The organism is Pseudarthrobacter woesei, from assembly GCF_055412745.1.
Genome location: NZ_JBVAYU010000008.1, coordinates 158618 through 171031 on the forward strand (window position 1 = coordinate 158618; position 12414 = coordinate 171031).

Genomic DNA, 12414 nt, shown 5'->3' on the forward strand with positions numbered 1-12414 from the left:
AGCTGTGTGGCCGCGGAGTTGCCGGCGGTCCGGCTGCTGGTGCCCGGGGCCTTGCGCCCAGGGCCGGAAATACACGACCGGCAGGTAACTCTACCGGCTTTGGCCTTACATCTGCCTGCCGCCGCCGGGATTCTTGCCCGTGAGGGCATTCAGCACGGCTGATTGCCGGAGCAGTCCGGTGACGGCTCCGTCACGGTCCACGACGGCGTATTCCTGACCGTCGAGCTGGGCGAGGTACTGGATCAGCTCCTGTCCCGTGGACCATTCGGGCACATAGGCGCCGGCGCCGAGGGCGTAGGAGACGGCGGTGAGCGGGGTGGCCCCGGCCGCGTGTGGCGGGACCGTGGCGACGGCGCCGGCGTCGACCACGGCGACCGGATGCCCGTCCGTGCGGCACAGCACCACGGCGGGGCTTGCGCCGGTGGCGACGTCCCGTGGAAGGCGCAGCACCTCGGCGACTGTGGCGGATTCCGGCAGGCCGACGGCGGGCTCGGCGAGGGTCCCGGCGTTCAGCAGGTGAAGGCGGCCCCGCAGCCGTGCCTGCTGGATCGCGGCCGTCGCGCCCATCCAGAGGAAACCGCAGACCAGGAGGGTGATGAGCATGAGGGAGAAGTCGGGGCGGCCGCCGCTGAGCAGGGGCAGGGCCACAAACCAGCCAACGAGGGCGATCACGATGATCCGGCCGCTCCAGCCGGCCGCTACGGTTCCCTTCTCCTGGCTTCCGGTGGCCTTCCATACTGCGGATTCCACCAGCCGGCCGCCGTCCAGCGGAAGGCCGGGCAGCACGTTGAAGATGCCGATCAGCAGGTTGGCCCAGACAAAGATGTTGGTGAGGATGCCGGCGACTCCGGTCAGTTCGCCTCCGGTCAGCAGGAGCCAGCCGGCGGCGGCCAGGACGAAGTTGGCAGCAGGACCGGCCAGGGCGACCAGGACGGAACGGCCCGGCGACGCGGTGAAGCTCTCGAACTGGGTGTGGCCGCCCCACAGGTTGAGCACGATCTTCTGGGTGGGCCAGTGATAGATCTTGGCCGTCAGGGCGTGGGCGAGCTCGTGCACCAGCACCGAGATGAGCAGCAGGACCGCATAGGCGAACGCCACGAAGTAGGCGGTGATGCCCAGCTCGGGGTTCCTGGATTCAAGCACCGGTCCGTACACGACGACGGTGAATGCCGCGATGATGAACCACGAGTAGGCGAGGATCACCCGGATGCCGGCGATGCGCCCCAGCGGGATGCCTTCCTTGCGGGTCTGGGCCTTGGGGCCCTGGGTCTCGGTGTCAGTCATTGGCCAGGCTCCTTGCGGCGGCGCTGTCCGGCCCGCCGTCCAGGCCGAAGGTCGCGTCCGGGAACTCATGCCGCAGGGCCACAAGCTCTTCAAGATCGGCCACGGTGCGTCCCGCCAGGGTCTCCCAGGTGGCGCGGCGCGGATCGTGCGGCAGCGGCATGATGTGCGGGATGGCCACGGTCACGACGCCGGAGGCCACGGCGGCGGCCACGCCCGGTATGGAGTCTTCGAGGGCCACACAGTGCCGGACGCCCAGCTCCGGATCCTGCTGCCGGAGCAGTTCCACGGCCTTCAGGTAGGCCTCGGGGTGCGGTTTTCCCTGCGTGACGGTGTCACCGGTAACGAGGAAATCGAAGTAGGGCTTCGGGAGGCTGGCCACGATCTCCCGGGCCAGCGGGGCCTCGGACATGGTCACGAGGGCGCAGCGGATGCCCGCGGTGTGCAGCTCATCCAGCAGCTCGCGCGCTCCGGGCCGCCACGGCACGGAGGTCCGGACCATGCTGATGACATGGGCGGTGAGGATGTCGATGATCTCCCGGCGCTCCAGCTCGACGCCGGCCTCCTGCAGGATCCCGGCGGAGAAGACGAGGGACTGGCCGACGAGCTGCATGGCCTTTTCGTGCGACCACTGTCCGCCGTGGGCCGCGACCAGGGCGTGTTCGGCTTCAATCCAGTACGGCTCGGTGTCGACGATGGTGCCGTCCATGTCCCATAACGCGGCCTTGAGCAGGGGGTGGGAGGCTGTGGATTGCATGCCTCCCAGTCTACGGGGAGCCCCGTTAGGGTGCCCCATAGTACGCCTACGGCGAATATCGCCCGCGCGTCGACCCTTTCCGGCGCTTCATTCCCTGCGGGGGCCGGGTGCTTGGACGTAGGGTGAACAGATGAATAGCTTCGAGGGAAACCCCACGGAAACGGGCGCCGTGCCCGAGCCGGAACGGCTGCTGCAGCCCGTGCCCGAGGGCCGGCGCATCACCGTGATGCTCGCCGCCTTCGAGGGCTGGAACGATGCCGGGGAGGCTGCGAGCGATGCCCTGCGCTACCTGAGCAAACTCTGGGGCGGCAAGAAGGTCGGTTCGATCGACGCCGACGAGTACTACGACTTCCAGTTCACCCGGCCCACGATCCGCCGCACCTCCTCCGGTGAGCGGAAGATCAAGTGGCCGTCCACCCGCATTTTCAAGGCCAGCGTGCCCGGCTCGAATGTGGACGCCATCTTCGTCCAGGGCACTGAGCCGTCCTACAAATGGCGTGCCTACACCGCTGAACTGCTGGTCCACGCGGAGGCGCTCCATGTTGACTATGTGATCCTGGTCGGCGCCTTGCTCGCCGATGTTCCGCACAGCCGTCCTATTCCGGTGAGTGCGTCCACGGACGACCCTGCCCTGCGTGAGCGGATGGAGCTGGAGGCCTCGCAGTACGAGGGGCCGGTGGGAATCGTCGGCGTCCTCGCGGAAGTTGCCATGCTGGCCGGGTTGCCGACGGTTTCGCTCTGGGCCGCCGTGCCGCACTATGTGGCGCAGGCTCCCTCCCCCAAGGCCCAGCTGGCGCTCCTGCACCGGATCGAAGAGCTCCTGCAGGTTCCGCTGAGCACCCAGGATCTGGTCGAGGAGTCCGATGCATGGGAACGCGGCGTTGACGAGCTCGCCACCGAAGACCCCGAGATCGCGGCGTATGTGCGCCAGCTGGAGGAAGCGAAGGACACCGCCGACCTCCCCGAGGCCAGCGGCGAATCAATCGCACGGGAGTTTGAGCGCTACCTCAAGCGCAGGGGAAAGGAAAAGCCCTAGAGCTCGACGCCGAGGATCGCGTTGACGGCGTCGCTCACGAGCGCCGCATCAGTGGCAGCTGCGGTACCGCCTGCTTCGATTGCAGCCTTGGCCCAGCCGTCGACGGCAGTGAGGGCGCCGGGGGCATTCAGGTCATTGCAGAGTTCGGCACGCAGCCGCGCCACCAGCGGAGCGGCTGAGCCTTCCGGGGCAACCGCGAGGGCCTCACGCCAGGAACGCAGCCGCTCGTTGGCCTCGGCAAAGCCGGCGTCGGTCCAGGACCAGTCGCTGCGGTAGTGGTGGGCCAGGATTGCCAGCCGGATCGCCGCCGGTTCCTCGCCGGCGGCCCGGAGCCTGGAGACCAGGACCAGGTTGCCCTTGGACTTGCTCATCTTCTCGCCGTCCAGCCCCACCATTCCGGCGTGGGCGAAATGACGGGCCAGCGGCACACCGGACAGCGAATAGGCATGGCCGGCGCCCATCTCATGATGGGGGAAGATCAGGTCCGAGCCGCCGCCCTGCACGGTAAACGGCGCGGGCAGGTACTTCTGGGCGATGACGGTACATTCGATGTGCCAGCCGGGCCGGCCCTCCCCTAATTCGCCGCCGGGCCAGCTGGGCTCACCGTCCCGGGCAACGCGCCATAGCAGCGGATCCAGCGCCTGGCGTTTGCCCGCGCGGCCCGGATCGCCGCCGCGCTCGGCAAAGAGCTCAAGCATCTCGGCGTCGGACAGGCCGGAGACGGCACCCAGCGTCCAGGCGTCACGCGCCTCGGCGGAATGCTTGCCGGCGGCCTCGACGTCGTAGTACACATCGCCGTCGGGCTCCCCGGCGCCGCCGGCCACGCGGTATGCCAGGCCTCGCTGCACAAGCCGCTCGATCGCGGGCACGATCATCGGGATGGCTTCGACGGCGCCCACGTAGTGATCCGGCGCCAGCACATTGAGTGCTTCCATATCGGTCCGGAACAGTGCGATCTGGCTGGCCGCGAGTTCGCGCCAGTCCACGCCGGTCGCCGTCGCCCGCTCCAGCAGGGGGTCGTCGACGTCGGTCACGTTCTGCACGTAGGCGACCTGCTGCCTGCCGTCCCGCCAGGCGCGGTTGAGCAGGTCGAAGGCGACGTAACTGGCTGCGTGGCCCATGTGGGTGGCGTCATAGGGGGTGATTCCACAGACATAAAGGGACTGTTGGCCCGTTGCCTCCAGCGAAACGGCGGCGCCCTTGACGGTGTCGAAGAGGCGGAGGGCAGGCATGCTGCCGGGGAGCTGGGGGACGGGGCGGGAGATCCAGGATTTCACAGCCCAAGCCTAGTGCTAGTGGTCATTTTCGCTAATTCGTCGGGGTTTTGGGCGGGGCCAGGACCTTTTCGCGCCGGAAGGACATGTCCATTCTCCGCACCCGGGACAGGGCATAACCGGACTATGTCCACCCGCCGGCCCCGGCGCGGGGCATGTCCCGTGGGCAGTTTCGTTTACATGGCCGGGCGCAGGCAGCCAGCGGGCGCGCTCCTTCCCGGTTGCCCGCCGTCCGGCCACCTGCCGGCCCGGGCAAAGCCCGGAATCCCGCGCGCGTTTGGCGCCGGGCGCCGAAGCGACCGGGGAGGACCGTGACGGCAGGGGCGCGTGGGGCTGGCCCGGTCAGGCGTTGGGTGGGTCCGGCGGCGGGGAATCAGGCGTTGGGTGGGTCCGGCGGCGGGGAATCAGGCGTTGGGTGGGTCCGGCGGCGGGGAATCAGGCGTTGGGTGGGTCCGGCGGCGGGGAGCCGGGCTGCCGGGCGGGAGGACATGCTCATTCTTCGCACCCGGGACCGGGCATATCCGGACTATGTCCGCCCGCTGTCCCCGGCGCGGGGCATGTCCTTGAGCCCGGCCATCCCACGCCCTGGACCTGGGCCCCGGCGGCTAACGACAATGCCCGCTAGGCGCTGATGACATTGAAACCGAGCAGCAGGTACAGGGCGAGACCCAGGAAGATCCGGTACCAGACGAACAGGCTGTAGCCGCGGGTTGAGACATACTTCAGGAACCAGCCGATGATGATGTAGCCCACGACAAACGCGATGACCGTGGCGAGGGCCGTTTCCGGCAGGCCGTAGGGGCCGGTGAGGCCGTCCTTGGAGAGGACCTTGTAGAGCTGGTACAGCCCGCTGCCGAACACCGCGGGGATGGCCAGCAGGAACGAGTAGCGGGCGGCCGCTTCCCTGGTGTAGCCCATCAGCAGGCCGGCCGTGATCGTGCCGCCGGAGCGGGACACGCCGGGAATGAGGGCCATGGCCTGGGCCAGCCCGTAGAAGATGCCGTGTTTGTAGGTCAGTTGCGTGAGGTCGCGCTCCTGGCGCCCGACGGCGTCGGCCACTGCCAGGATCATGCCGAAGACGATCAGGGTGGTGGCGACGATCCACAGGTTGCGGAGCACGGACTCGATCTGGTCCTGGAAGAGGAGGCCGAGGACGATGATCGGGAGGCTGCCGAGGATCACAAGCCAGCCCATCCGGGCGTCCGGATCCTGCCGGGAGACCTTGCCGGTGAGTGAACCGGCCCACGCCTTAACGATCCGCACGATGTCGTGCCAGAAGTACACGATCACCGCGGTTTCGGTGCCCAGTTGCGTGATGGCGGTGAACGCCGCGCCGGGGTCGGCGGCGTTCGGCAGGAAGGATCCGACGATCCTCAGATGGGCGCTTGAGGAAATAGGGAGGAATTCGGTCAGTCCCTGCACAAGGCCCAGCAGGGCCGCTTCAAACCAGTTCACGTTCATAGACCCTACGTCATGAAGCTTTCCGAATCCCCGTAAGCTTGCTGACATGCAGCAGCGTTATGTCGGCAACAGTGGGTTGCGTGTGTCCGCCCTTTCCCTTGGCACCATGTCCTGGGCCCGGGAAACCGATGAGCAGGATGCCTCCGGGCTGCTCCGCCTCTTCGTGGATGGCGGCGGGACCCTGATCGATACCGCGGCGTCCTACGCCGACGGCCAGGCCGAGGCGATGCTGGGCGGGATGCTCGGCGACGTCGTCGCGCGCTCCGAAGTGGTGATTTCCACGAAAGCGGGGCTGACGACGTCGGAGGGCCGCCGTAGCGTCGACACCTCCCGGAGCGGGATGCTCTCGGGCCTGGACGCGAGCCTGGCCAGGCTCGGCACCGACTATGTGGACCTCTGGCTCGCCCACGCCTGGGATCCCAACGTGCCGCTGGAGGAAACCCTGTCCGCGCTAGAGTACGCGGTCCGTTCCGGCCGGGCACGGTATGCGGGTGTCTCCAACTTCAACGGCTGGCAGACCGCCAAGGCCGCCGCGACCGCGGGTTTCCCGCTGGTCGCGAACCAGTCTGAGTACTCCCTGGTAAACCGCACGGCCGAAGCCGAGCTGATTCCTGCCGTCGAGGACGCTGGACTGGGCCTGATGGCGTGGGGGCCGGTGGGCCGCGGAGTGCTGAGCGGAAAGTACCGCGGGCACATCCCGGCGGATTCCCGGGCCGCCCATTCGCGGCTGGCCAGCTACGTGGAGCCGTACCTTGAGGGTGCCGCATCGAGCGTTGTCGAGGCCGTGGCGATGGCAGCGAAGGGGCTCGGGCGGACCGCCCTGGACGTTTCATTGAGTTGGCTGCTGTCCCAGCACGGCGTGGCCACCGCGATTGTGGGCGCACGGACGCCCGTGCAGCTTAAGGAAGTCTTGGATTCGACGCTGGCAGTGCTGCCGCCGGAGATTGCCCAGGCGTTGGAGGACGTGTCCGCCCCTGCCTGAGCGGGCAGTATCCTCCGCTGCGGCGGGTGCATAGTTTTTGAGGGATCAGTCCCGGAGGATCTCGAGGTCTTCCTCGTCGTCGACGTCCTCGTCCTCGTCGTCATCGCTGTCGTCCTCGATCACCTGAAGCGGTGTCACTTCCCCATACGCTTCGTAGAGCGAGTCGTCGTAGACTTCAAAGGCATCAGCAACGGCAAAAAACGCCGCTTCTACCGCCGGGTCCCCGTCGCCCCTGCGTGCGGCGACGGTAGAGAGGTGTTCTTCCAGGGCGGCAGTTAGGGACTGAAGCGCGACACGCGGATCGATGCTCATGACTTCACGTTAGCCGGAAAAGGACGAAAATGGAGAGCGATGAAGGAACATTTTCTGAGTAGTTCAGTCCGGCGGGAGCGGGACTACCTAAGGCAGTACGAGTACCTCGTATTGACGGTGAGCCCTGAAGATTCCCTGCCCGATGCCCGCCGCCGCCTGGTGGAACATTCCGAGTACGGCAAGTGGGAACTGGAGCGCAGCATCCTTTATCTGGGCGGCGGCCGCCGCTTCTGGCTCCGCCGCAAAGTCACCCAGGTCCAGCGGACAGTGTAGATATAGGCGCCGGCGGACCATGCCGTCACCAGCCGGCGTCGGGTCACGGCCGTCAGGGCGTCTCCAGCGGTCCCAGCCAGGCATTGGCCACGGTGTTGTGCGCCGATTCGTCGTCGGAGGGATGGAACATTCCCGCCAGCACATCCCGGTACAGCCGCTCCAGTTCGGAGCCGCGGAAGTAGCTTGATCCCCCGGACACCCGGATTGCCAGGTCCACCACCGTCCGGGCAGTCTCGGTCGCACTGGCTTTCAGGCCGACCAGCTTCGGGAACCACTGGCCGCCATGCTCAGTCAGCCCGTCGACGTCCGCGGCCACGCTGGCCAGCTGGGGGTACAGTGCGTCCATCGCCATCGCCGCGTCTGCCACCTTCCAGCGGATGTCGGGATCCTGGGCGTAGCTACGGCCGCCGTTTTTGAACGATGTCCGCCGCTTCACGGCCTCAACGCCCAGGGCGAGGGCCCGTTCGCCGATACCCGTGTACACGGCGGCCAGCAGCGTTTCGAAGCAGGCGAAGATGGCGAAGATCAGCGGGTCCGAGTTCGGGCCGACCGGCAGCTTCCGGAAGATCCGCTCCGCCGGCACGACAGCGCCGGCCAGGACCGTGGTGTTTGACTGGCTGGCCCGCATGCCCAGCGTGTCCCAGTCGGCCAGGATCTCGTAGCCGGGGGTGTCCCTGGTGATGAAGCCGTGCACCAGTTGCCCCTCGCCGTCCCCGGCCGAGGAGTCCTTGCCGAAGATTCCCAGCCGGGTCCACGCCGGGGAGAGACTCGTGAAGATCTTCCGGCCGGTGAAGGAATAGCCGCCGTCCGGCTGCGGATCGGCCGTGGTGCGGGAATCAAAGAGCACCGAGTCGTTTCCGGCCTCCGAGTTGCCGAACGCGAAGATTTCCCCCTGCGCGGCCTCCCGGAGGACGAAGTCCAGCGAGGAATCGCCCCGGGCGCCGAGGACATGCGCGACGCCGGTCCACACCAGGTGCATGTTGATGGCCAATGCGGTTGCCGGGGCCGCCGTCGCGAGCCTGCGCTGCAGCCGGGCTGCCGCCGCGAGCCCAAGTCCCAGGCCGCCGTCGGACTCCGGCACAAAGGCCTTGAGGTAGCCGGCCGCCGCCAGCTCCGCCAGATCCTCCTGGCAAAACGCGTTGTCGCGGTCGTAGCCGGCGGCACGGCCGCGGATCCGCTCCAGCAAAGCATCGGGAAGGATGTCTTCAGGGGTCATCGTGTCGTTGCCGTTTCGGTCTTAGTAGTTGGTGAGGAGGGTATCCAGCACCCGTGCACCGAATTTCAGCGAATCGGTGGGGACGCGTTCGTCCACGCCGTGGAACATGCCGGTGAAGTCCAGCTCGTCAGGCAGTTGCAGCGGGGCAAAGCCGTAGCCGGTGATGCCCAGCCGGCTCAGCGATTTGTTGTCGGTGCCGCCGGAGAGGGTGTACGGCAGGACCTTGGCGCCCGGATCTTCGGTGTGCAGGGCATCGATCATCGAATCGACCAGATTGCCGGCGAAGGGGACCTCGAGCGAGACGTCATTGTGGACGTAGCTGACGTCCACACCCTTGCCGGCCAGTTCCCGGACCACTTCCAGGACGTGCTCTTCCTGGCCGGGCAGCGTCCGGCAGTCGATGAGGGCCTCGGCCGATTCGGGGATGACGTTGTGCTTGTAGCCGCCCTTGAGCAGGGTCGGGTTGGTGGTGTTCTGCAGGGTGGCACCGACGAAGCGGGCCACCGTGCCGAGCTCCTTGAGGATCTTGTCCGGATCGTCCGGATCGAACTCGACGCCCGTAAGTTCGGTCACGCCGTCGAGGAACTGCCGGGTGGTGGGGGTGAGCTCCACCGGCCACCGGTAGTCCCCGATGCGGGAGACGGCGCTGGCGAGCCGCGTGACTGCATTGTCCGTGTTGATCTGGGAGCCGTGGCCTGCGCGGCCATGGGCCACGAGCCGGAGCCATGAGAGGCCCTTCTCGGCGGTCTGGAGCAGGTAGGTGCGCTGGCCGCCGATGGTGGCGGAGAAGCCGCCGACTTCGGAGATCGCTTCAGTGGCACCATCGAAGAGCTCGGGCCGTTTCTCGACGGCGTAGCGGGCGCCGTAGGTGCCGCCGGCTTCCTCGTCGGCGAAGAACGCAAAAATCAGGTCCCGCTTGGGTTTGCGTCCGGTCCGGGCGAAATTCCGCAGAACGGACAGGATCATCGCGTCCATATCCTTCATATCCACGGCTCCACGGCCCCAAATCATGCCGTCCCGGAGCTCGGCACCGAAGGGGTCAACCGACCACTGATCGCGGAGTGCCGGGACCACATCCAGGTGTCCGTGGACCACGAGGGCGCTGGCGGAGGGGTCCTCCCCCGCCAGCCTGGTGACAACGTTTGCCCGGCCGGGAGCCGACTCGAAGATTTCGGCGTCCAGGCCCACCTCGGCCATCAGCCCCGCGGTGTACTCGGCAGCCGCGCGCTCCCCCGGCCCCGTGCCGTCGCCGTAGTTGGAAGTATCGATCCGGATCAGTTCCTGGCAGATCCTGACGACTTCATCCTCGGGGCGTACTTCAGTCATATTTCACTCCTCGTGGCGGCGGCTCAATTTCTGGCTTCAGCCTACCCACAAGCCCCGATTATTTGTTTGGTGAAAACTCATGCTAGAGTCTTTCTCGCTGCTTCGGAGAAAACCGAAACGCTGAAAGGCGAAAAGGTTACCCGAATCACCACCTGCGCGGGTGGCGGAATGGCAGACGCGCTAGCTTGAGGTGCTAGTCCTCGAAAGGGGGTGGGGGTTCAAGTCCCCCTCCGCGCACAACACAAAGAGGCCCCGGAATCCACGGATTCCGGGGCCTTTTTTGTGCGCGCGGCCGCGGTGCGGGACGTGATTTCCCGCACACTGGTCTTCCCACTGGTCTTCTCTCGGGCTCAGGGCCATGCCGGGTTGCCGGGCGCCGACTTTGGCCGCCGGCGCCGACCCGCGAGGCGTGGACACCACAGGGCAACACTCCTATCCTTATGGCCTGAGGGGGATGACTCAATCGAGTCGCGTCGGACACGGCATGGCCTGTGGTCTCATCGATGACCAAGGAGTGCCCCATGAACCGTCGACCATCCGCACCGATCGCATTGCTCGCAGCCGCATTGCTGTTGGCCTCCTGCAGTTCCGGCGGTACGCCGCCGGGCGCGGCAACAACGGCCGGCACCCCGGGGACCGCCTCGGCAGAGTCGACGCCGGCCCCGGCACCCACGACGGCGCCCGCCAGCCCCGCTCCCGTGCCGGCGCCGACACAGCTGGTGGCGGTCGCACCGGCCACGGCGGAGGAATTTGCAGCCAACAGCGGGCGGATCTACTGCCAGACCGGGTCCAAGGAGGGCTGCCACAGCTACGCCGAGATGCAGAGCTATCTCGGCCACGTGCTGGCGCTGGTTGCGCCGGTGTTCGATGAACAATATGGGGTGGCGAACCGCCCAGCCGCTCTCAATTACGTGGCAGCAGGACTGACGGGACCCACAGCATGCCTCAAGGATGACGGTACGCCCGATCCCTACAGCAGCCAGGACTTCTCCTACTGCACGGAGGACCGGGCGATCTACACCGGGCAGGACGCCCTCTGGAATCTCTACGCGAACATCGGCGACGCAGCCCCGGCTGTCGGCTACGCCCATGAGTGGGGGCACCACATCCAGGGCATCATGGGGGTTCCGGCGCCGGAGACCGAAGAGCAGAACACCCTCCTGGAAAACCAGGCTGACTGCATCGCCGGCGCGTGGGTGAACCATGCCGCCACGGCCGGACTGCTGGAGTACCCCGCCGATCTCGGTGATGTGAAAACCGTCCTGGCCGCCATCGCCGTCGACACCGGCGAGCCGGGAGCGCCCCCGGCCGCACCGGATCCGTCAGCCCTGCAGGAGCGGGCCAACTCACTGTTGAACGGTTACAGCAGCGGGCTCCAGGGCTGCAACAGCTACTTCCCGGAAACCCCCGTGTACAAGTAGCCGCAGGCGTTGAAACGAAGGAATAACAAGAGAGAGGCCCGGAAATCCACGTCACGGATTTCCGGGCCTTTCGATTGTGCTGGCCTGCCTACTTGTAGGCGATCCGCTGTATCTGCAGCACCGCGGAGGTCGACACGACATTCACCCTGACATATTCATTCACGCTGGCTTCGCCCTCGACGGTCACCCGGGTGAGGTTGGATACGCCGCCGGAGATACCGTAGAAGGACAGCCACTTCGATTGCGTCAGTGGTGTGTCCTTGGCATAGCTGTGGGAATCGCCGTTGAACAGGAACACCGGCTTCTTGAAGACCTTGCTCTCAGTGGCAATGGTCCGAACGATTGCCTGGAAGGCGTTCCGGTAGCCCGTGTTCTGGGTTCCGGGGGCGAACATGTCCGCCTGGGTCATCAGGACCACGGCCCTGCTGTTGTTTGCCGTTGCCGCGGCGAAGGCGCCGCGGACCTGCGCGACGGCGGCGTTCACCCGGGCAGCCTCTTCGGACTTCTGTTCCGCAGTGGCCTTAGTAAAGCCCAGTCCGCTCCACGGCCTGAGGTCGTTCTCAGAACCAACAATGTGCAGCGTCGAGATGGTCAGGCCGCCTGCGGCGAACCTCACGTTCTCCTTGTAACCGGACTGGGGGGTTACGGAGATCGGGTTCTGGCCCAGGGTCCGGCCGGCTGTCGGGAAAAAGACGGACCGGATGGCAGACAGCCGCTCCAGGGGATTGGCCTTGCCGACGCTCGCCCGGTGGCAGTCCGCCCATTCGTTGTCACCCGGGGTGTAGACGAGCGGGTCGGCAAACTTGTTGAAGTTCGCTTTGATCTTCTCGTAGTACGTGGTGGAGCAGTTACCCGCACCGATGTCGCCAAGGTGTCCCACCATCCGGACATCGGCGTCTGCGTTGATCTGGGCAATCCGTTTCGGAAACAGGCTCAGCTGCGAGCTGCCGTACGGCGTGTCACCGATGACCGCGAAGCTATAGATTGTCGCGGCCCCGGCCGTGCCGGCCACGCTTCCTGCGATTCCCAGTGCCAGAGCCAGACCGGCACCGGCCACCCGCACAATACTCTTCAT

12 protein-coding genes and 1 tRNA gene are annotated in these 12414 nt (G+C 66.7%); 5 read left to right on the forward strand and 8 right to left on the reverse strand.

Annotation, left to right across the window (positions count from 1 at the left end):
* Positions 1-105: 105 nt before the first annotated feature.
* Complete coding sequence (locus ACZYZE_RS13225) at positions 106-1284, reverse strand: site-2 protease family protein (RefSeq protein WP_459319080.1); 1179 nt, start codon at positions 1282-1284, stop codon at positions 106-108.
* Entirely contained in the window at positions 1277-2038 is a 762-nt protein-coding gene (locus tag ACZYZE_RS13230) for an HAD family hydrolase (protein WP_463908116.1), read from the reverse strand. Before ACZYZE_RS13230 ends, ACZYZE_RS13225 begins: the two co-directional genes overlap by 8 nt.
* Positions 2039-2168: 130 nt before the next feature.
* On the opposite strand from ACZYZE_RS13230, the gene ACZYZE_RS13235 reads away from it, so the two are divergent.
* A complete protein-coding gene (locus tag ACZYZE_RS13235) occupies positions 2169-3074 on the forward strand; it encodes a PAC2 family protein (protein WP_459319082.1) in 906 nt (301 codons plus the stop codon).
* Here the strand turns inward: ACZYZE_RS13235 and mshC are convergent.
* The gene (gene mshC, locus ACZYZE_RS13240) at positions 3071-4351 is read right to left on the reverse strand and encodes a cysteine--1-D-myo-inosityl 2-amino-2-deoxy-alpha-D-glucopyranoside ligase (RefSeq protein ID WP_463908117.1); all 1281 of its coding nucleotides are present in this window, start codon (positions 4349-4351) and stop codon (positions 3071-3073) included. The genes ACZYZE_RS13235 and mshC overlap by 4 nt on opposite strands.
* 618 nt (positions 4352-4969) lie before the next feature.
* Positions 4970-5803 (reverse strand): undecaprenyl-diphosphate phosphatase, encoded by an 834-nt coding sequence (locus ACZYZE_RS13245; protein WP_463908118.1) that lies wholly within the window; start codon positions 5801-5803, stop codon positions 4970-4972.
* Positions 5804-5855: 52 nt separating this feature from the next.
* On the opposite strand from ACZYZE_RS13245, the gene ACZYZE_RS13250 reads away from it, so the two are divergent.
* A complete protein-coding gene (locus tag ACZYZE_RS13250; RefSeq protein ID WP_459319085.1) occupies positions 5856-6791 on the forward strand; it encodes an aldo/keto reductase in 936 nt (311 codons plus the stop codon).
* Between the two features lie 45 nt (positions 6792-6836).
* Here ACZYZE_RS13250 and ACZYZE_RS13255 read toward each other — a convergent pair whose 3' ends face one another.
* Positions 6837-7103 (reverse strand): hypothetical protein, encoded by a 267-nt coding sequence (locus ACZYZE_RS13255; RefSeq protein WP_459319086.1) that lies wholly within the window; start codon positions 7101-7103, stop codon positions 6837-6839.
* 39 nt (positions 7104-7142) lie between these two features.
* On the opposite strand from ACZYZE_RS13255, the gene ACZYZE_RS13260 reads away from it, so the two are divergent.
* Entirely contained in the window at positions 7143-7376 is a 234-nt protein-coding gene (locus tag ACZYZE_RS13260) for a DUF5703 family protein (RefSeq protein WP_459319087.1), read from the forward strand.
* Positions 7377-7428: 52 nt separating this feature from the next.
* Here the strand turns inward: ACZYZE_RS13260 and ACZYZE_RS13265 are convergent, their stop codons facing one another.
* Positions 7429-8592, reverse strand: coding sequence for an acyl-CoA dehydrogenase family protein (locus ACZYZE_RS13265; protein ID WP_463908121.1), 1164 nt, complete (start codon positions 8590-8592; stop codon positions 7429-7431).
* 21 nt (positions 8593-8613) lie between these two features.
* Complete coding sequence (locus tag ACZYZE_RS13270) at positions 8614-9918, reverse strand: M20/M25/M40 family metallo-hydrolase (protein ID WP_463908123.1); 1305 nt, start codon at positions 9916-9918, stop codon at positions 8614-8616.
* 154 nt (positions 9919-10072) lie between these two features.
* Between ACZYZE_RS13270 and ACZYZE_RS13275 the strand changes: the two genes are divergently transcribed.
* Both ACZYZE_RS13275 and ACZYZE_RS13280 read left to right on the forward strand, forming a co-directional pair.
* A tRNA-Leu gene (locus ACZYZE_RS13275) sits at positions 10073-10155 on the forward strand.
* Between the two features lie 284 nt (positions 10156-10439).
* Entirely contained in the window at positions 10440-11339 is a 900-nt protein-coding gene (locus tag ACZYZE_RS13280; RefSeq protein WP_463908125.1) for a neutral zinc metallopeptidase, read from the forward strand.
* Between the two features lie 88 nt (positions 11340-11427).
* Here the strand turns inward: ACZYZE_RS13280 and ACZYZE_RS13285 are convergent, their stop codons facing one another.
* A complete protein-coding gene (locus ACZYZE_RS13285) occupies positions 11428-12414 on the reverse strand; it encodes a hypothetical protein (RefSeq protein WP_459319091.1) in 987 nt (328 codons plus the stop codon).

Bases quoted from the DNA above. Each gene is read 5' to 3' on its own strand.
- ACZYZE_RS13280 (WP_463908125.1), top strand. From the start codon at position 10,440: ATGAACCGTCGACCATCCGCACCGATCGCATTGCTCGCAGCCGCATTG.
- ACZYZE_RS13225 (WP_459319080.1), bottom strand. From the start codon at position 1,284: ATGACTGACACCGAGACCCAGGGCCCCAAGGCCCAGACCCGCAAGGAA.
- ACZYZE_RS13250 (WP_459319085.1), top strand. From the start codon at position 5,856: ATGCAGCAGCGTTATGTCGGCAACAGTGGGTTGCGTGTGTCCGCCCTT.
- ACZYZE_RS13265 (WP_463908121.1), bottom strand. From the start codon at position 8,592: ATGACCCCTGAAGACATCCTTCCCGATGCTTTGCTGGAGCGGATCCGC.
- ACZYZE_RS13270 (WP_463908123.1), bottom strand. From the start codon at position 9,918: ATGACTGAAGTACGCCCCGAGGATGAAGTCGTCAGGATCTGCCAGGAA.
- ACZYZE_RS13285 (WP_459319091.1), bottom strand. From the start codon at position 12,414: ATGAAGAGTATTGTGCGGGTGGCCGGTGCCGGTCTGGCTCTGGCACTG.
- ACZYZE_RS13260 (WP_459319087.1), top strand. From the start codon at position 7,143: ATGAAGGAACATTTTCTGAGTAGTTCAGTCCGGCGGGAGCGGGACTAC.
- ACZYZE_RS13255 (WP_459319086.1), bottom strand. From the start codon at position 7,103: ATGAGCATCGATCCGCGTGTCGCGCTTCAGTCCCTAACTGCCGCCCTG.
- ACZYZE_RS13235 (WP_459319082.1), top strand. From the start codon at position 2,169: ATGAATAGCTTCGAGGGAAACCCCACGGAAACGGGCGCCGTGCCCGAG.
- ACZYZE_RS13230 (WP_463908116.1), bottom strand. From the start codon at position 2,038: ATGCAATCCACAGCCTCCCACCCCCTGCTCAAGGCCGCGTTATGGGAC.